Source organism: Mycolicibacterium vinylchloridicum (genome assembly GCF_013404075.1).
Taxonomy (GTDB): Bacteria; Actinomycetota; Actinomycetes; order Mycobacteriales; family Mycobacteriaceae; genus Mycobacterium; species Mycobacterium vinylchloridicum.
Window position 1 is genome coordinate 38,211 of the sequence record NZ_JACBJQ010000006.1, and the last position, 18,124, is coordinate 56,334.

The window sequence follows — 18,124 nt, forward strand, 5'->3', positions numbered from 1 at the left end:
CGTGGAAAGCCCCGAACTCGTCGCCCTCTTGGCGGGCCGACGTGTCGCGGTGCTCACCGGCGCCGGGATCTCCACCGACTCCGGCATTCCCGACTACCGCGGCCCGGACTCGCCGCCGGCCAACCCGATGACGATTCGCCAGTTCACCTCGAGCCGTGCGTTCCGGCAGCGCTATTGGGCCCGAAACCACCTGGGCTGGCGGCACATGGCCCAGACGTTGCCCAACGCCGGGCACCGGGCGCTGGCGCACTTGGAGCGGGCCGGGGTGGTGAGCGGTGTCATCACCCAGAACGTAGACCTGCTGCACACCAAGGCCGGCAGCCGTAATGTCATCAACCTGCACGGAACCTACGCGCAGGTGGTGTGCTTGAACTGCGGTTACACGATGTCGCGCGCGGCGCTGGCCGACGAACTCGAGGCGGCCAATCCCGGATTCACCGAGCGCGCCGAACAAATCGGGGGCATCGCGGTGGCACCGGACGCTGATGCCGTCGTCACCGACACCGCATCGTTCCACTTCATCGACTGCCCGTCGTGCGCGGGGATGCTCAAGCCGGACATCGTGTACTTCGGCGAAAGCGTGCGCAAAGAGATTGTCGCGCAAGCATATTCGATGGTCGAAGAATCGGAGGCGCTGCTGGTCGCGGGTTCCTCGCTGACGGTGTTCTCCGGCTACCGGTTTGTGCGGCAGGCCGCCGCGCTCGGTATGCCGATCGCGATCGTGAACCGCGGCGTCACGCGCGGTGACAACCTCGCGACAGTCAAGGTGGACAGCGGTTGTTCGCCGATGCTCGCGCTGCTGGCAGACGAACTGTCCGGGCTGATGTCGGCCTAGCAACGATCGCTAGACAGCCACCAGATCATCGGCATGCACCGCGGGTCGGCGCATTTCAGCAGGCAGGTCCGAGGTCGACTGGCCGATCATCGTCGTCAGCTCGGCGGCGTCATAGGCCACCACCCCGCGCCCCACCATCGTCCCGTCCTGATCGTGCAGCTCGACCACATCGCCGCCGAAGAACCGGCCCGCGACCGCGGTGATCCCGGCCGCCAGCAATGAGCGCCGCTGCTTGACCACCGCCCGCACCGCGCCGGCATCCAGCGTCAGCGCACCGGCGGCCTCCGCCGCATAGCGAACCCAGAACCGTCGCGCCGACATCCGGTCGGGTCGCGGTGTGAACACGGTGCCCACCGACGCATCTGTCAGCGCGGCGGCGGCATCGGCGGCGGCGGCCAGCAGCACCGGAACCCCGGCATCGGCGGCGAGCAGCGCCGAGGACAGCTTCGACCGCATCCCGCCGGTGCCCAGCCGGCTGCCCTGACCGGCCACCACGCCGTCGAGATCATCCGGGCCGGCCACCTCCGGGATGAACCGGGCGTCACCCTTGCGCGGATCGGCGTCGTAGAGCCCGTCGATATCGGAGAGCAGGATCAGCGCGTCGGCGCCCACCAGATGAGCCACCAACGCCGAGAGCCGGTCGTTGTCGCCGAAGCGAATCTCGTTGGTGGCCACGGTGTCGTTCTCGTTGACGATCGCCACTGCGTGCAGGGCCCGCAGCCGGTTCAGCGTCCGCTGGGCGTTGGTGTGCTGCACGCGCATCGAAATGTCGTGCGCGGTCAGCAGCACCTGGCCGACCGTGCGGTCGTAGCGGGCGAACGCCGCACTCCACGCGTTGACCAGCGCCACCTGCCCCACGCTGGCCGCGGCCTGCTTGGTCGCCAGATCCGTCGGGCGCCGGTTCAGTCCCAGCGGCTCGATACCGGCCGCGATCGCACCCGAGGACACGATGACGACGTCGGAGCCGGCCTCCATCCGAGCCTCGATCGCGTCGACGAGCTGGGCCAGCCGGCCGGCGTCGAACAGCCCCGACTTCGTGGTCAGGGCGGTGGTGCCGATCTTGACGACGACGCTGCGCGCCGCGCGCACCGCGTCGCGGTACTGACTCACGTGTCGTCCTCGTGCTCCCGGCGCACGCGGCGGGCCTGCTTACGCTCGGCCGCGCCGATCCGGTCACTCTGCTCCAGCCGGGCATCGGTGCCCCGGCCGGTCGGGGTGACGTCGACCCCGGCGAGCGTCTGCGGCTCCCAGTCGAAGGTCATATCGCCGATCGTGACCGCACAGCCGGGCTTGGCGCCGCGGCGTAGTAGTTCATCCTCAACGCCGAGGCGGGCCAGCCGGTCGCCGAGATAGCCGACGGCTTCGTCGTTGTCGAAATTCGTCTGCGCGATCCAGCGTTCCGGCCGGACACCGCGGACGATGAAGCCGCCGCGATTTGCCGGGTCGGGCTCGACGGTGAAACCGGTCTGGTCCACCGGAATCGGCCGGATCACCGGACGCCGCGGCACCACCTCGGGCTGCGCGGCCCGGTGGGCCTCCACCATGTTCCACAGCGCAAACGTCAGCTCCCGCAAGCCTTCCCGGCTCGCGGTGGACACCTCGAACACCGGCCAGCCGCGCGCCTCGACATCGGCACGCACGAAGTCCGCCAGCTCCCTGGCCTCGGGAACGTCGATCTTGTTGAGCACCACCGCCCGTGGACGGTCGGCCAGATCACCCAGCGTCGAATCACCTTGCAGCGTCGGACGATACGCGGCCAGCTCGGCTTCCAACGCATCGATGTCGGAGATCGGGTCGCGACCGGGTTCCAGGGTCGCGCAGTCGACGACATGCACCAGCAGCGCGCAGCGTTCGATGTGCCGAAGGAAGTCCAGGCCGAGACCGCGACCTTCTGAGGCGCCGGGAATCAGCCCGGGTACGTCGGCGACGGTGAAGGTGTGATCCCCCGCCGACACGACACCGAGGTTGGGCACCAACGTGGTGAACGGATAGTCCGCGATCTTGGGCTTGGCCGCCGAGATCACCGAGACCAGTGAGGATTTGCCCGCCGACGGGAAACCGATCAGGCCGACGTCGGCGACGGTCTTGAGCTCCAGGGTGAGCTCGCGCTCCTCACCCTTCTCGCCGAGCAGCGCGAACCCGGGAGCCTTGCGGGCCCGGGACGCCAGCGCGGCGTTGCCCAACCCGCCGCGACCGCCCTCAGCGGCGACGAAACGGGTTCCCGCACCGACCAGATCGGCCAGCAGACGGCCTCCTGCGTCGAGCACGACAGTGCCGTCGGGCACCTTCACCTCGAGATCTGAGCCGTTGGCACCCTCGCGGTTACTGCCCATCCCCTGTGTGCCGGACGGCGCCGCGACGTGCGGGTGAAAGTGGAAGTCCAGCAGGGTGTGCACCTGCGGATCGACGACGAGCACGACACTGCCGCCGCGTCCGCCGTTACCGCCGTCGGGCCCGCCGAGTGGCTTGAACTTCTCCCGGTGCACCGACGCGCACCCGTTCCCACCATTGCCCGCGCGGGCGTGAATGACGACGCGGTCGACGAAACGGGGCATCGGAGAGTCCTTTCAACCGCCGAGTGTGAATCTGGTGCGAGTTATGGGTCTGGACCTCGCAGTGGTTTCACACTCGCGATGCAGACCTACTCCGGTCGTTCGGCGCTGACGATGTTGACGGTCTTGCGGCCGCGCTTGACGCCGAACTCCACCAGGCCGGCGGCCGTGGCGAACAGGGTGTCGTCACCGCCGCGACCGACGTTCACGCCGGGGTGGAAGTGCGTGCCGCGCTGGCGGACGAGGATCTCGCCGGCCTTGACCAGCTGGCCGCCGAAGCGCTTGACGCCCAGCCGCTGGGCGGCTGAATCGCGACCGTTGCGTGAGCTGGAAGCGCCCTTTTTGTGTGCCATGTCAGTTCGCTCCCTCGACTACTTGATTCCGGTGACCTTGAGCACGGTCAGCGGTTGACGGTGACCCTGCCGCTTGTGGTAGCCGGTCTTGTTCTTGAACTTGTGGATGCGGATCTTCGGACCCTTGGTGTGCTCGAGCACCTCGCCGGTGACCGCGACCTTCTCCAGCGCCTTGGCGTCGGTGGTCACCTTGGCACCGTCGACGACCAGCGCGACCGGCAGAGACACGGAGCCACCGGCCTCGACCTCGAGCTTCTCGACCTTGACTATGTCTCCGACGGCGACCTTGTACTGCTTGCCGCCGGTCTTGACGATTGCGTACGTGACCTTATCGCCTGCCATCGTGGGTCCTTCGCTCTTGCTCTGCGGGCGCGCGCTAACCGAAGCTGCGTGCGCGGGTCTGGGGGTGCGGGATCTTGAGCCCGCTGCCACCGGCGTCGGACGCCTGGCGACAACTGCTCAAGGTTACGTGACCAGCACCGGGAGGGTCAAACCGCCACTCTATGCGGATGGCGGCCCTGCTGGGCGTGCCGCCGCCCGGCGCCGATGCCTGCCTGCCGACGCAGACGGTGCCTGAGCCACGACAGGCTGGTCGACGTCGTATTCGTCGGATTCATCCTCGTCATCATCCTCGTCGTCGAGGTCGTCCTCATCCTCGTCGTCGTCCTCATCGTCCGCGTCGACATCGAGGTTGTCCTCGTCGAGGTCCTCGTCGTCTTCATCGAGGTCGACGTCGATTTCGTCGACATCCTCGTCGTCGTCCTCGTCGTCGTCCTCATCGTCGGAGTCGTCGTCATCCAGATCTTCGGCGGCGACTTCCTCGCTGACCTGCTCGGCGATGTCGGCATCGTCCCCGGCTTCGGCTTCCCGCTCGAGCTCGTCGGCCAGCTCTTCCTCGGCCTCGTCGTCCTCGTGCTTGCCGTTGGCCGCCGCCATCGCCTTGAACATCGGATGCTCGCTGGTGTGCTGCGGCACCTTGGCCACCGGCGCTTCTTCAGCGCGGCCCCGCTTGCCCCGCTTGCCGCGCCGGCCACCGCCGTTACCGCCGGATTCGGACTTGCGCCCGGCGGCCTGCGTCGTGTCGACCGGATCGGCATGCAGCACGATGCCCCGGCCGCTGCAATGCGTACAGGTGGTCGAGAACGCCTCCACCAGGCCGGTGCCCAGCCGCTTACGGGTCAGCTGGACCAGCCCGAGTGAGGTCACCTCGGACACCTGGTGGCGGGTGCGGTCGCGTCCCAGAGCCTCGGTCAGCCGCCGCAGCACCAGGTCGCGGTTGGACTCCAGGACCATGTCGATGAAGTCGATGACCACGATGCCGCCGATATCGCGCAGCCTCAGCTGACGGACGATCTCCTCGGCTGCCTCGAGGTTGTTCTTGGTGACCGTCTGCTCGAGGTTGCCGCCCGCACCGGTGAACTTGCCGGTGTTGACGTCGACGACGGTCATCGCCTCGGTCCGGTCGATCACCAGGGTGCCGCCCGAGGGCAGCCACACCTTGCGATCCAGCGCCTTGGCCAGCTGCTCGTCGATGCGATGCACCGCGAACACGTCGGGCCCGTCACCACCGGGCGGGTCGTACTTGGTCAGCTTCGAAACAAGTTCGGGCGCAACTGAACTGACGTAATCGTGGATGGTGTCCCAGGCGTCGTCACCGGAGACGATCAGCCCGGAGAAGTCCTCGTTGAACAAGTCGCGGATCACCTTGACCAGCACATCGGGCTCTTCGTAGAGCGCGACGGCGGCACCGGCCTTGTTGCCCTTGATCCGCTCGGCTTCCTCGGCGATCGTCGTCCACCGCTCCTGGAGTCGGGTGACGTCGCCGCGGATGTCGGATTCCTTCACGCCTTCCGAGGCGGTCCGGATGATCACGCCGGCGTCGTCGGGCACCACGTCGCGCAGGATTTCCTTGAGTCGCTGACGTTCGGTGTCGGGCAGCTTGCGGCTGATCCCGGTCGACGACGCGCCCGGCACGTAGACCAGGTAGCGCCCGGCCAGCGACACCTGGGTGGTCAGTCGCGCGCCCTTGTGACCGACAGGATCCTTGCTGACCTGGACGACGACGTAGTCGCCGGGCTTGAGGGCCTGTTCGATCTTGCGGTTCGCCCCGCCCAGGCCGGCGGCCTCCCAGTTGACCTCACCGGCGTAGAGCACACCGTTGCGGCCGCGCCCGATGTCGACGAAGGCGGCCTCCATCGACGGCAGCACGTTCTGCACGATGCCGAGGTAGATGTTGCCGACCAGCGACGCCGAGGCCGCCGAGGTCACGAAGTGCTCGACGACGACCCCGTCTTCCATGACGGCGATCTGCGTGTAGCGAGCGCCCTCGTGCGGGGGTTCGGTGCGGATCTTGTCGCGCACGACCATGACCCGTTCGACGGCCTCGCGGCGGGCCAGGAATTCGGCCTCGGACAGGATCGGTGGGCGCCGGCGGCCGGCGTCGCGGCCGTCGCGACGGCGCTGACGCTTGGCCTCGAGCCTGGTCGATCCGCTGATGCCCTGGATCGCATCCGGGTCGCGTTCGGCCTTGGCCCGAGGGGCGCGCTCGTGGACGACGGTGTTCGGCGGGTCGTCGACCGAAGTGCCCTCCGCGTCATCACCGCCGCCGCCGGACTTGCGGCGCCGGCGCCTGCGGCGACGGCGGGTCGCGGCCTCACCGCTGCCCGACTCATCGTCGCTCTCGTCGTCGTCGCTGTCAGAGTCGTCACCGGACTCACCGGACTCGGCGGTCTCCTCGGCACCTTCGGACTCTTCGCCGTCCGGGCCGCCCTGCTCACCGCGGCCGCGACCACGGCCACGGCGGCCGCGCCGACGACGCCGGTTGGCGGGGCGTTCGGACTGGTCGCCGTCGGTTTCGGCGGACGACTCGTCGTCTTCGTCCTCGTCGTCCTCGTCGTCGTCCTCTTCAGCAGCCGGACGAGCGACGCGGCGCTGTTCGGCCTCGACGGGCTGGGGGGCGACGAACAGCGGCATGTACGCCGCCTGCTCGACCGTGGCGGTCTCCAGGATCAGCCGCGATTCAGGCTCCTCGGCGGCGGCCGCGGGAACTTCGGCGTCCACGGCTTGGGCTGCCTGGTCGACTTCGGGCGCGGGCGCATCAAGGGTGAGGGCTTCCTGCACCGCGGTCTCGTCGGCGCTGTCCTCGGGGCTGGCCGCCAGCACGTCGCGGACCCGCACCGCATCGGTGCGATCCACGCTGGAATGCGGACTGCGCACCCGGCCGTCGAGCTCGCTCAAGGCGTCGAGCACGCGCCGGCTGGTGGTGCCGAGCACCCGTGCCAGCGAATGCACCCTCAGGCGGTCAGGCAGGTCATCGCCAGCGGCAGCTGCCGCTGGGGGTCCCCACTGCTCCTGGGGTTCTGTTTCGGGTAGTTCCTGATAGAGGTCATCGTCGGCCACGTATTCTCCTCAAGCCCCCGGGCGCGTCACATCGACGCGGCCACGCGAGGGCTTCCGCTATGTGCCCGGGTTAATGCGCCCGGACTTGTTTATGGTCTCGCTCCGAACGGTCCATGGAGAACGCGTCCGGTGCCTGGCTGAATGACGGCTGTGACGGTCGGCGCCTCACCAAGTGGTGGTCGCGCACGTCGTAAGTCTTCATCCGGATGCGCTTTGGGGGCACATCCGGAGCCAGTATCCCACACCACACGCCCTGTTTTGACGACAGTGGCCTTAGAGCGCGCTCAGCCGCCCGGAAACCAGAGCGCGATCTCGCGCTCGGCGGACTCTGGGGAGTCGGAGCCGTGCACGAGGTTGAACTGCGTTTCCAGGCCGAAATCGCCGCGGATCGTGCCTGGTGTGGCCTTCTCCACCGGGTCGGTGCCACCGGCGAGCTGGCGAAACGCCGCGATCGCGCGGGGGCCTTCGAGGATCGCTGCCACCACCGGGGCTGAGGTGATGAACTCCAGCAGCGAGTCGAAGAACGGCTTGCCGTCGTGCTCGGCATAGTGGGCGCGGGCCAGCTCGTCACTGACCTGCTTGAGCTCCAGGGCAGCGATCGTCAGGCCTTTGCGTTCGATTCGGCTGATGATCTCGCCGACCACCCCGCGCTGCACACCGTCGGGCTTGATGAGAACCAGCGTCCGCTCAGTCATTAGCGCCATTCCTCCTCATCGCTTCGCTCTGCATCGTCATCGGCGCGGTCACGGCGCACAGCGTACCCGTCAGTCAGGTGGTCGCTGCTGGCCGGGCAGCAAGCCCCGGCGCTGCCTGCGCAGAACCTCGACGCGCAGGTAGGCGATGATCCCCCACACGATCGCGAAGACCACCCCGACCATCCCCACGGCCGGGTACACGACGAATCCGGCGACCAGGATGAGCTGCACACCCAGGTTCAGCCAGACCGCCCACGGCCTGCCCTGCACGCCGGACAGCAGGACCAGGAACACCGCGAACCCGACCAGGTATGACGTCGACCATGCGGTGAGCCCACCACCGACCATGCCGACCACGGGCAGCGCCAGCAGGACCACGATCGACTCGAGGATGAGGGTGCCGGCCATGACGCCGCGGAAACTTTTCCAGGGGTCGGGCGGTGAGGCCGCTGGGCCGGCGACATCGGACTGGGGCACGTCGGGCGTGTCGCTCATTGCGGGTCCTTCCCGAACAGGGTGCGCGCCGCGCCCGCGGTCACCACCGAACCGGTGATGACGATCCCGGTGCCGGCGAATCCGTCGGTATCGGCCGCGGACTCCTCGACCAGCGCGGTGGCGGTCTCGATCGCGTCGGCCAGGGTTTCGGCGCGCAGCACCCGGTCGGGTCCGAAGACCTCCTCAGCCCGGATCGCCAAGGCGTCGACCTCGAGTGCGCGGGGTGACCCGTTGTGGGTGACGACGATCTGGTCGAACGCCGGCTCCAGCGCGGTGAGGATGCCGGTGACGTCCTTGTCCCCCATCACCGAGAGCACGCCGACGAGGAACCGGAAGTCGAACTCTGTTGCGAGCGCGTCGGCGAGCGCGGCGGCTCCGGCGGGATTGTGGGCGGCGTCGACGAAGACGCTCGGCGCGCTGCGCATCCGTTCGAGCCGGCCGGGGCTGACCGCCGCGGCGAATCCGGCCCGCACCGTGTCGACGTCGAGTTGGCGGTCGGCCCCGGCCCCGAAGAACGCCTCGACCGCGGCCAGCGCCACGACGGCGTTGTGGGCCTGATGCTCGCCGTGCAGCGGCAGGAAGATGTCGGAGTACACCCCGCCGAGACCTTGCAGCTGCAACACCTGTCCCCCGACGGCGACCTGGCGGCCTAACACAGCGAATTCGGAGTCCTCGCGTGCGACCGCGGCATCGGAGGAGACCACCTGGGCCAGAATCACTTCCATCGCTTCGGGCACCTGGCGGCCGATGACCGCGACGGTGTCGGTCTGGACCAGCTCGCCGCGCGGCGAGCCGATGATGCCGGCCTTCTCGGCGGCGATCTCAGCGACCGTGTCACCGAGGTACTCGGTGTGGTCGATTCCGATCGGCGTGATCACCGCGACGGGTGCGTCGACGACGTTGGTGGCGTCCCACCGCCCGCCCATCCCGACCTCGACGACGGCGACGTCGACGGGTGCGTCGGCGAACGCGGCGAACGCCATCGCGGTGAGCACTTCGAACTTGCTCATCGCCGGTCCGCCATCTTTGACAGATTGCGCGTCGACCATGTGCACGAACGGTTCGATCTCGCGGTAGACCTCGACGTAGCGAGCCGGGCTGATCGGCTCGTTGTCGATGGCGATGCGCTCGACGGCGGACTGCAGGTGCGGGCTGGTGGTGCGTCCGGTCCGGCGGCTGAACGCCGTCATGAGTGCATCGACGATGCGCGCCACCGAGGTCTTACCGTTGGTTCCGGCGATGTGGATGCACGGGTAGCTGAGCTGCGGTGAGCCCAGCATCTCCATCAGCGCCTCGATGCGTGCCGTGCTGGGCTCGAGCTTGGTCTCCGGCCAGCGCTGGTCGAGCAGGTGCTCGACCTGGAGCAGCGCGGCGATCTCGTCGGGTGTCGGCGGTTCGGTCACTTGCGCCCCATAACCCGTTGAGTGAGCGTCCACGACGCGATTTCGGCGATATTTTCGCCCTCAGTGCTCACTCGAATACAGAGTGGTTGGATCATGCCAGCGCAGCCAGTCGGGCGGTGATGCGCTCGACCTCCTCGCGAGCAACCTGCTGACGGCCGCGAATCTTGGCGACGACGTCTTCGGGTGCCTTGGCCAGGAACGCCTCGTTGCCGAGTTTGGCTGTGGTGCCTGCCAATTCCTTCTCCGCGGCCGCCAGGTCCTTCTCCAGACGGCGACGTTCGGCGGCCACGTCGACGGTGCCCGAGGTGTCGACCTCGACGCTGACGGTGCCCGACGACAGCCGCACCTCGATGTGCGCACTGGCGTTGAAGTCTGCGCTCGCGTCGGTCAGCCACGCCAGCGCGGTGACCGGTGCGACCTGGCCGTCCAGGCCCGCCTGGCCGATACCCGATAGCCGGGCGGGAACCTTCTGCCGGTCCGCCAGGCCTTGATCGCTGCGGAACCGCCGGATCTCGGTCACCAGCTTCTGCACATCGGCGATCCTCCGCGCCGCAACCGGATCCAGCGCAATCCCCGAGGCGGCCGGCCACTGCGCGATCACCAGCGACTTCGCCTTTCCCGTCGCTTCGCTCGCCCCGGACCCGCCGGTCAGCGCCTTCCACAACGCCTCGGTGACGAACGGCATCACCGGGTGCAGCAGCTTGAGCAGCGTGTCCAGCACCGCGGCGAGCACGGCGGTGGTGTCGGTAAGTCCCTCGGCCAGCTGGACTTTGGCGAGCTCCAGGTACCAGTCACAGAATTCGTCCCAGGCGAAATGGTAGAGCGATTCGCAGGCCCGGCTGAACTCGTAGCTGTCGAGGGCCGAATCCACTTCGGCCCGAACCTCTTCCAGGCGGCCCAGGATCCAGCGGTCGGCGTCGGTGAGGTCGGCGGCAGTCGGCAGCGGTGCCGGTGCGGCGCCGTTCATCAGCGCGAACCGGGTGGCGTTGAACAGCTTGGTCGCGAAGTTGCGTGAGGCGCGGGCGGCGTCTTCACCGATGGACAGGTCGCCGCCGGGGCTGGCGCCGCGGGCCAGGGTGAACCGCAGCGCATCGGCGCCGAAGAGTTCCACCCAGTCCAGCGGATCGATCCCATTGCCGCGGGACTTGCTCATCTTGCGGCCGTGCTCGTCGCGGATCAGCCCGTGCAGGAAGACGTTCTCGAATGGCACCTGCGGTCCGCGCGCGCCGTCCAGCGTGATCGTCTCGTCGCCCGACACGAACGTGCCGAACATCACCATGCGCGCCACCCAGAAGAACAAAATGTCGTAGCCGGTGACCAAAACGCTTGTCGGATAGAACTTCTCCAGTTCGGGCGTGCGGTCGGGCCAGCCCATCGTGGAGAACGGCCACAGCGCCGAAGAGAACCAGGTGTCCAGCACGTCGGGATCCTGCTCCCAGCCCTCCGGCGGGGTTTCGTCAGGCCCGACGCAGACCTTCTGGCCATCGGGGCCGTGCCAGATCGGAATGCGGTGCCCCCACCACAGCTGACGTGAGATGCACCAGTCGTGCATGTCGTCGACCCAGGCGAACCATCGCGGTTCCAGGCTCTTCGGGTGAATCACGATGTCACCGCCCCGGACCGCGTCGCCGGCCGCCTTGGCCATCGATTCGACCTTCACCCACCACTGCAGGCTCAGCCGGGGCTCGATCGGCTCGCCGCTGCGTTCGGAGTGCCCGACGCTGTGCAGGTACGGCCGCTTCTCGGCGGCGATGCGACCCTCTGCGGCCAGCGCTTCACGCACCGCGACACGGGCCTCGAAGCGGTCCATACCGTCGAATTGTGTTCCGGTGTCGGCGATCCGGCCCTTGGTGTCCATGATCGACGGCATCGCCAGGTTGTGCCGCATCCCGATCTCGAAGTCGTTCGGGTCGTGTGCCGGAGTGACTTTGACTGCGCCGGTGCCGAATTCGGGGTCGACGTGCGCGTCGGCCACGATGATGATCTGCCGGTCCAGGAACGGGTGCGGCAGGGTCTGACCGACCAGGTGCCGGTAGCGCTCGTCGTCGGGGTGCACCGCGATCGCGGTATCACCGAGCATCGTCTCGATCCGGGTGGTGGCCACCACCAGGTGTGGCTCGTCGTCGTTCATCGACCCGTACCGGAACGACACCAGCTCGCCCTCGACGTCGGAGTATTTGACCTCGAGATCCGAGATCGCGGTCTCCAGCACCGGTGACCAGTTGACCAGCCGCTCGGCCTGATAGATCAGGCCGGCGTCGTAGAGCCGCTTGAAGATCGTGCGGACCGCGCGGGACAGACCCTCGTCCATCGTGAAGCGATCCCGGCTCCAGTCCACGCCGTCGCCGAGGCGGCGCATCTGGGCGCCGATGGTGCCGCCGGATTCGCGCTTCCAGTCCCAGACTTTTTCGACGAACAGTTCACGGCCGAAGTCTTCTTTGGTCTTGCCGTCGACGGCGAGTTGTTTCTCCACCACGCTCTGGGTGGCGATGCCGGCGTGATCCATCCCGGGCAGCCACAGCACCTCATAGCCCTGCATCCGCTTACGCCGGGTCAGCGCGTCCATCAAGGTGTGGTCCAGCGCGTGACCCATGTGCAGGCTGCCGGTGACATTCGGGGGCGGCAGCACGATCGAATATGCCGGCTTGTCGCTCGTGGCATCGGCCTGGAAGTAGCCGGCGTCGACCCAGCCCTGATACATCCCCGTCTCTACCGACCCCGGTTCCCAGGACTTGGGCAGGGCGTCGGCGCGAGAGTCGTCAGTGGTGGTCACCCGACAATTCTAGGAACGCGCGACGCAGCGCTTCCGACCGCCCGCAATCCGCGCTATTTTTTCCCGCCAAGCAGCCCGCCCAGGATGTCGCCGGTGGCGCCACCCTGTTGACCGCCGAGAACATTGCCCAGAATGCTCCCGAGCGGGTTGTCCACGTTGCCGCTGCCTCCGGTCGCCCCGCCGAGGATGCTGCCCAGCACGTCGCCGAGCCCACCACCGCTGGTCCCGCCCTGAGCCGAGCCGGCGGTCTGCTTGCTCAGGTAGGCCAGCACGATCGGGATGAGGATCGGCAGCAGCTTCTTGATCAGGTCGCCGCCCCCTGCGCCGGATCCGGAAAGCGCCGAGGCCACCTGACCGGTGTCGTGTCCCCCGAAGATCCGTGCGACGAACTGCTCGCCCTGGCCGGTGTCACCGGCGGCGATGGCCGATTCGAGCTCGGTGGAGTCGATGTCGTCGGAGACGACGTTGTGCTGGATGCTGCCGACGAGGGTGGGTACCAGGGTCTGGATGGCCTGGTTCACTTCCCCTTCCGGCGCTCCCAGCTTGCCGGCGATATCCGCGACGGGAATCTGACTCATAAGATCATCGAGACCGGCCATGGTACCCACCTTCATCGCTGGATGTGCGGCTCTGCCAGCCGACTCTAGTCGTCGAGACGGACGGTCTGCAGAGAAATCTCGGCGGCCGGGAACCGGTCGAGCAGCGCGTCACCCATGGCCGCGGCGGGGGTGAGCACACCGCGCAGATCGGATAGCTTGTCGCGGTCGAGGGCCAGCGCCAGCCCGCATTCACCGAGCATGACCGAGGTGGCCTTGTAGCCCGGATCGCCCTGCTGGGCGATGGTCGCGCGGTAGCGCGCGCCGGTCACGGTGGTGGTGTAGGTCTCGGCGCGGTAGTAGCCGCGGTCACGGGTCTGCTCGCTGGGTCCGGTGCCGGGCTTGGGCGCGACGCGTTCGACCAGCCGGTTCGGCAGGAAGCGGAAGAATCGGCTGGCAAAAGCGACCACACCATTGTTGCCGGCACTCGCGACCGCCGACACCACCGGCGCGGCAACCGAGTCCCCGACACTCATGTTCTCCGCGTAGCGGAAGCGGCGGCCGTACGCGTAGTGCTGAAGAGCGTTGCTACGCCGCACGATTCGGGTGTTGTACATCGCCATCACGAAACCTGTGGTCCATACCCCGGCCAGTTCCGGCGCGATATTGGCACCGCGCCGCCACGGCAGGTCGGGCTGGGGACCGAGTTCGGGTTCGACGGCGCGATCGTCGGTGAGCGTGTAGGGGTCCTCGAGCATGCGCCGGGTGTTCGGGTCGTTCGACGATGCGCGGAACACTTCGATCATCGAGGCGACGGTGCCGCCCGACACGCCGCCGGAGAATCCGCGCAGCACGAAGTCGGTGTCACCGAGTTCGCCGGTGCCGTCGCGCTGGGCCCGACGGTAGAGGGCGAACACGCTCATATCCGAAGGGATGGAATCGAATCCGCACGCGTGCACGATGCGCGCACCGGTGTCGACGGCCTGCTTGTGATAGTCGTCGATGCTCTGCCGCACGAACATCGCCTCACCGGTGAGGTCGGCGTAGTCGGTGCCCGCCGCCGCGCAGGCAGCCACCAGCGGCAGGCCGTAGCGGGTGTACGGGCCCACGGTGGTGATGACGACGCGGGTCCGGGCAGCCATGTCGTTCAGCGACGACGGTGATCCGGCGTCAGCGGTCAGGATCGGCCAGGACTGGGCCGCCTCACCGAGCGTCGCCCGCACCGCGAGCAATTTGTCGGGCGAGCGACCGGCCAGCGCGACTCGGACGTCGCCACCCTTGCGGGCCAGGTACTCGGCGGTGAGCTTGCCGACGAATCCGGTCGCCCCGTATACGACGATGTCGAATTCCCGCTGCGCTGCCGTCATGAGCGCCAACATACCCGCCGGGTTCAGCCCAGGGTTTCGGGCAACTGCAGCTTCTCCCCCAGCACGTGCTCGGCCAGGAACGTCGTCACCACCTGGTACCAGATCTTCGCGTGTTGCGGGGACAACACCCAGTGGTTCTCGGACGGGAAGTACAGGAACCGGTGCGCCGTGGTGCCGTCGTCGGCGGCCGGCAGCCCGGATTCGGTCAACAGCTCGTACCAGAGACGAAGCGCCTCGCCGATGGGCACCCGGTAGTCCTTGTCGCCGTGGATCACCAGCATCGGCGTGGTGATGTTGCCGACGAAGCGGTGTGGCGAATTCGCTTGGGCCATGGCAGGTGTCATCTCGCGGGCCCAATAATAGGCGCCGTCGGTGGTCGGGCCGAACTGGTCGAGCGCCCACAGGCTGGCGTGGGTGACGATCGCCGCGAAGCGGTCGGTGTGCCCGGCGACCCAGTTGGCCATGTAGCCGCCGAATGAACCGCCCATCGCAGCGGTGCGCCCGGCGTCGATCCGCGGGTCGGCCACCGCGGCGTCGACGGCTGCCATCAAGTCCTCGTAGGGCGGCCCGCCCCAGGCGCCCCAGCCGCGCTGGATGAACTGCTGGCCGTAGCCGGTGGACAGCGCTGGGTCGGGCAGCAGCACCGCATAACCGCGTGCGGCCATCAGCCAGGGGTTCCACCGCCACGACCACACATTCCAGCTGCCCAGCGGTCCACCGTGGATCCACAGCAGCAGAGGGGCGGGCTCGTCAGTGGAAGGCAGCACCAGCCAGGACCGCACCGGCGTGCCGTCGGCGGCGGCGACAATCTCGGTGAGTTCACCGGGCAGCGTTGGCAATTCGATACACGGCAATGCGGTGACCTCGCCGGACGGGTCGATGCGCACCGGGTGCGGCGGAGCGGCATAGGAGGTGCGCAACGCATAGACGAAGCCGCCGGGTGCGGCGACGACGTCGGAATAGCTGAAGTCGTCGACGGTGAGCTGCCGGACCTCGCCGTCGAGGCTGATCGCGAACACCGGGTGCCGGCCGTTGTCGTCGGCGGTGACCAGCAGCACCGAACCGTCGGGAGACCAGCTCACCGAGGCCGGCCAGCGGTCCCATCCGGTGGCCAGCTCCGCCCACTCCCCCGAGGTCAAACTCAAGTGGCACAGCGTGATTCGTGGCGCCAGCTCCGGTGTGGACACCGTCTCGCGGGTGAACGCCACCGCCGTGCTGTCCGGCGAGATGGCCGGATGCTCCAGATCGGCGACGGGGTCCTCGGCGAGGACGGCACGCTCACCGGTCTGCAGGTCGACGCGCATCAGAACCGAACGCAGCGCAGCGCGCGGGCCGGGCACCCGCCAGCTCGTGACGGCGAAGGTACCGTCCGGGCTCACCACGAAATCGGTGTCGCCGAGTGCCTGGCCCGGCCGGCGGGTCAGGTCGGTGAGAGCACCGTCGGCGGCGACCCGGAAGAGGTGCGTCTCCTCCGGGCCCAGATCTTTGTCCCAGTGCCGCACCGGATAGCCGGCGTGCAGAATCGCGCTGATCTTGTTGTCCTTGCGTAGTTTTCGCAGCCGGCGTTCCTCGTCGAGGGTGTCGGCCGACGGCAGCAACGGCGCCCCGATCACGACGACCGACGCGGCGCGCGCGGCCCGCACGCTGCCGATTCCACCGGGCAGCTCGGCCAGCTGGGTGGCCTCACCACCCGCGGCAGGTAGCGTCCACAAGGCGGCAGGCGGCTTGTCGTCGTCCTCGGTCGGCCGGACCGAGGTGAACAGCAGATCCCCGTCGGCGGTGAAGACCGGCGCGGATTCCCCCTTGGCGCCGCGGGTCAGCCGGCGCGCGGGTGCCACCCCGGCCGGGTCGAGCTCCCACACCGCGCTGATGAATTCGGTCTTGGCGGTATTGAGTTCGGCGATGGTGGTGACGACGCGTGAACCGTCCGCCGATACCGCCAAGCCGGAGACTCGCGGCAGAGCGAGGTAGTCGTCGAGATCGTCGAAGGCACCCGAAGTCATGAGCACACGTTACGTTCAGGAGATGGCCGACATCGCTGTCGTGGGAGCGGGCATCGCGGGGCTCGCCTCGGCCGCGGCACTGTCGCACCGGGGACATTCGGTCACAGTGATCGAGGAGCGGACCGACACCAGCTCGGGCGCCGGCATCAGCATCTGGCCCAATGCCCTCGCCGCGCTCGACCAGCTCGGCCTCGGCGACCAGGTGCGGGCGGCCGGCGGCCGGATCACTGCCGGCGCCATGCGCTGGAAGGACGGCACCTGGCTGCGCCGCCCCTCCGGCGAGCGGATCGTCACCGCGCTGGGCGAACCCTTGGTCGTCCTGCAGCGCGCCGCCCTGCGCGACATCCTGACCGGGGCGCTGGCGCCGGGCACCGTCGTCGACGGCGTCGCGGTCCGCGAGCTCAGCACGACCACCACCGGCGTGCGCCTGCACCTCACGGATGGCGCCACCCGCGACGTGCAGGCCGTCGTCGGCGCCGACGGCACCCGCTCAGTGGTGGCCCGCCACCTCAACGGCCCGCTGCCGCATCGCTACGCCGGCTACACGGCCTGGCGCGGGGTGGCCGCCCTGGCGATCGACGCCGATCTGGCCGGCGAGACCATGGCGGCCGGGGCTGAGGTCGGCCACGTCCCGATGGGGCCGGATCAGACCTATTGGTTCGCCACCGAACGGGCGCCCGAGGGCGCCACCTGCCCGCAGGGCGAGCTGGCCTATCTGCGCACCAAGCTGGCTGCCTGGGCCGCGCCCATTCCGGCGATGCTGGCGGCCACTGATCCCGCCGGGGTCCTGCGCAACGACCTCTACGACCGCGCCACCGCCCAGCGCTGGGCCTCGGGGCCCGTGGTACTGGTCGGCGACGCCGCCCACCCCATGCGCCCACATCTGGGCCAGGGCGGCTGTCAGGCGCTCGAGGATGCCGCCGTGCTGGGCGCGTTCGTCGACCTGGCCCCCGATCTGCCCCGCGCGTTCGCCGGATTCGCGGCGTTTCGGAGGCGTCGGGTCAGCGCCATCGTCGCCGAGTCGCGGCTGATCGGCCGGATGGTGAACCTACGGCCCGCGGCGCTCAGCGCGCTGGCCAGCCGGGCCACGGTGGTGCTGCCGGAATTCGCGGTGACCCGTCATCTGGCGTCGATCGCAGCCGGCTCGGCGTTTCGGCTGCCCGGTCGCCGCTAGCGCAGGCCGAGGGCGTTGGCGATGGCGCGGCCCGGGTCGTGGAAGGCCTGGCACATCTTGTTGAAGTCGACCGACTTGAACGGGCCGCTCAGCACGTTGGCGCAAGCGCCCTGAGCCGGGGCGGGGGCGCCACCGGAGACCGGGGTGGCGAACGCCGGGGTGCCTGCGGCCTTGCCGCAGGACGGCCATGCGCCCATGCCCTGCTTGCGGGCGACGTTCTCGGCGACCCGGATCTGCTCTTCGCGGGTGGCCTGGTGCGGGGCACCGACGCCACCGTTGGCGGTCCAGGTCGCCTGCTTGAACTGCAGGCCGCCGGAGAAGCCATTGCCGGTGTTGGCGGCCCAGTTGCCGCCGGACTCGCACTGTGCGACCGCATCCCAGTTCACACCGCTGTCAGCGGCGGCATTTCCGATGCTCAGAACGAATCCGGCCAGGGCCAGCGCTCCGGAGATGACTGCGAGGGTGACGATCCTGCGCAAAGTGCTCATTGGTTTTCCCTTCCCGACAAAGGGGGCACTGGTGTGCCGCTGTGATGTGAA

Annotated in this window: 15 protein-coding genes; 2 read left to right on the top strand and 13 right to left on the bottom strand. The window is 68.6% G+C overall.

Annotation, left to right across the window (positions count from 1 at the left end; genetic code table 11):
* The first annotated feature begins 1 nt into the window (after nucleotide 1).
* Complete coding sequence (locus HPC46_RS07300; protein ID WP_179468326.1) at nucleotides 2-835, top strand: NAD-dependent protein deacetylase; 834 nt, start codon at nucleotides 2-4, stop codon at nucleotides 833-835.
* Nucleotides 836-844: 9 nt separating this feature from the next.
* On the opposite strand, the gene proB is transcribed toward HPC46_RS07300, so the two are convergent.
* The 12 genes from proB to HPC46_RS07360 form a co-directional block, all read right to left on the bottom strand.
* A complete protein-coding gene (proB, locus tag HPC46_RS07305; protein WP_179468328.1) occupies nucleotides 845-1,945 on the bottom strand; it encodes a glutamate 5-kinase in 1,101 nt (366 codons plus the stop codon).
* Entirely contained in the window at nucleotides 1,942-3,390 is a 1,449-nt protein-coding gene (gene obgE / locus HPC46_RS07310) for a GTPase ObgE (protein ID WP_179468330.1), read from the bottom strand. Before obgE ends, proB begins: the two co-directional genes overlap by 4 nt.
* An 86-nt stretch (nucleotides 3,391-3,476) precedes the next feature.
* Complete coding sequence (gene rpmA / locus HPC46_RS07315) at nucleotides 3,477-3,740, bottom strand: 50S ribosomal protein L27 (protein ID WP_005145025.1); 264 nt, start codon at nucleotides 3,738-3,740, stop codon at nucleotides 3,477-3,479.
* An 18-nt stretch (nucleotides 3,741-3,758) separates the two neighbouring features.
* Nucleotides 3,759-4,082 (bottom strand): 50S ribosomal protein L21, encoded by a 324-nt coding sequence (rplU, locus tag HPC46_RS07320; RefSeq protein ID WP_005145026.1) that lies wholly within the window; start codon nucleotides 4,080-4,082, stop codon nucleotides 3,759-3,761.
* A gap of 159 nt (nucleotides 4,083-4,241) precedes the next feature.
* The gene (locus HPC46_RS07325; RefSeq protein WP_407665476.1) at nucleotides 4,242-7,139 is read right to left on the bottom strand and encodes a ribonuclease E; all 2,898 of its coding nucleotides are present in this window, start codon (nucleotides 7,137-7,139) and stop codon (nucleotides 4,242-4,244) included.
* Between the two features lie 284 nt (nucleotides 7,140-7,423).
* Nucleotides 7,424-7,834, bottom strand: coding sequence for a nucleoside-diphosphate kinase (ndk, locus tag HPC46_RS07330; RefSeq protein WP_005145030.1), 411 nt, complete (start codon nucleotides 7,832-7,834; stop codon nucleotides 7,424-7,426).
* A gap of 69 nt (nucleotides 7,835-7,903) precedes the next feature.
* Nucleotides 7,904-8,329 (bottom strand): DUF4233 domain-containing protein, encoded by a 426-nt coding sequence (locus HPC46_RS07335; protein ID WP_179468332.1) that lies wholly within the window; start codon nucleotides 8,327-8,329, stop codon nucleotides 7,904-7,906.
* Nucleotides 8,326-9,732: a bifunctional tetrahydrofolate synthase/dihydrofolate synthase gene (folC, locus tag HPC46_RS07340; protein WP_179468333.1), complete on the bottom strand. Its 1,407-nt coding sequence runs from the start codon at nucleotides 9,730-9,732 to the stop codon at nucleotides 8,326-8,328. Before folC ends, HPC46_RS07335 begins: the two co-directional genes overlap by 4 nt.
* Before the next feature lie 91 nt (nucleotides 9,733-9,823).
* Nucleotides 9,824-12,505 (bottom strand): valine--tRNA ligase, encoded by a 2,682-nt coding sequence (locus HPC46_RS07345; RefSeq protein ID WP_179468334.1) that lies wholly within the window; start codon nucleotides 12,503-12,505, stop codon nucleotides 9,824-9,826.
* Between the two features lie 53 nt (nucleotides 12,506-12,558).
* Complete coding sequence (locus tag HPC46_RS07350) at nucleotides 12,559-13,104, bottom strand: DUF937 domain-containing protein (protein ID WP_179468336.1); 546 nt, start codon at nucleotides 13,102-13,104, stop codon at nucleotides 12,559-12,561.
* Between the two features lie 44 nt (nucleotides 13,105-13,148).
* Nucleotides 13,149-14,408, bottom strand: a complete 1,260-nt coding sequence (locus tag HPC46_RS07355; RefSeq protein ID WP_179468338.1) for a saccharopine dehydrogenase family protein — start codon at nucleotides 14,406-14,408, stop codon at nucleotides 13,149-13,151.
* 23 nt (nucleotides 14,409-14,431) lie between these two features.
* Complete coding sequence (locus tag HPC46_RS07360) at nucleotides 14,432-16,411, bottom strand: S9 family peptidase (protein ID WP_179468340.1); 1,980 nt, start codon at nucleotides 16,409-16,411, stop codon at nucleotides 14,432-14,434.
* On the opposite strand from HPC46_RS07360, the gene HPC46_RS07365 reads away from it, so the two are divergent.
* Nucleotides 16,410-17,585, top strand: a complete 1,176-nt coding sequence (locus tag HPC46_RS07365; RefSeq protein WP_407665477.1) for an FAD-dependent oxidoreductase — start codon at nucleotides 16,410-16,412, stop codon at nucleotides 17,583-17,585. The genes HPC46_RS07360 and HPC46_RS07365 overlap by 2 nt on opposite strands.
* Here the strand turns inward: HPC46_RS07365 and HPC46_RS07370 are convergent.
* Nucleotides 17,582-18,073 (bottom strand): transglycosylase family protein, encoded by a 492-nt coding sequence (locus HPC46_RS07370; RefSeq protein WP_179468342.1) that lies wholly within the window; start codon nucleotides 18,071-18,073, stop codon nucleotides 17,582-17,584. The two genes, HPC46_RS07365 and HPC46_RS07370, sit on opposite strands and share 4 nt — an antisense overlap.
* Nucleotides 18,074-18,124: the final 51 nt, after the last annotated feature.

Excerpts from the sequence above, each read along its gene's own strand:
- obgE (WP_179468330.1), bottom strand. The coding sequence starts at position 3,390 with ATGCCCCGTTTCGTCGACCGCGTCGTCATTCACGCCCGCGCGGGCAAT.
- rpmA (WP_005145025.1), bottom strand. The coding sequence starts at position 3,740 with ATGGCACACAAAAAGGGCGCTTCCAGCTCACGCAACGGTCGCGATTCA.
- rplU (WP_005145026.1), bottom strand. The coding sequence starts at position 4,082 with ATGGCAGGCGATAAGGTCACGTACGCAATCGTCAAGACCGGCGGCAAG.
- ndk (WP_005145030.1), bottom strand. The coding sequence starts at position 7,834 with ATGACTGAGCGGACGCTGGTTCTCATCAAGCCCGACGGTGTGCAGCGC.
- HPC46_RS07335 (WP_179468332.1), bottom strand. The coding sequence starts at position 8,329 with ATGAGCGACACGCCCGACGTGCCCCAGTCCGATGTCGCCGGCCCAGCG.
- HPC46_RS07350 (WP_179468336.1), bottom strand. The coding sequence starts at position 13,104 with ATGGCCGGTCTCGATGATCTTATGAGTCAGATTCCCGTCGCGGATATC.
- HPC46_RS07355 (WP_179468338.1), bottom strand. The coding sequence starts at position 14,408 with ATGACGGCAGCGCAGCGGGAATTCGACATCGTCGTATACGGGGCGACC.
- HPC46_RS07365 (WP_407665477.1), top strand. The coding sequence starts at position 16,410 with ATGAGCACACGTTACGTTCAGGAGATGGCCGACATCGCTGTCGTGGGA.
- HPC46_RS07360 (WP_179468340.1), bottom strand. The coding sequence starts at position 16,411 with ATGACTTCGGGTGCCTTCGACGATCTCGACGACTACCTCGCTCTGCCG.
- HPC46_RS07370 (WP_179468342.1), bottom strand. The coding sequence starts at position 18,073 with ATGAGCACTTTGCGCAGGATCGTCACCCTCGCAGTCATCTCCGGAGCG.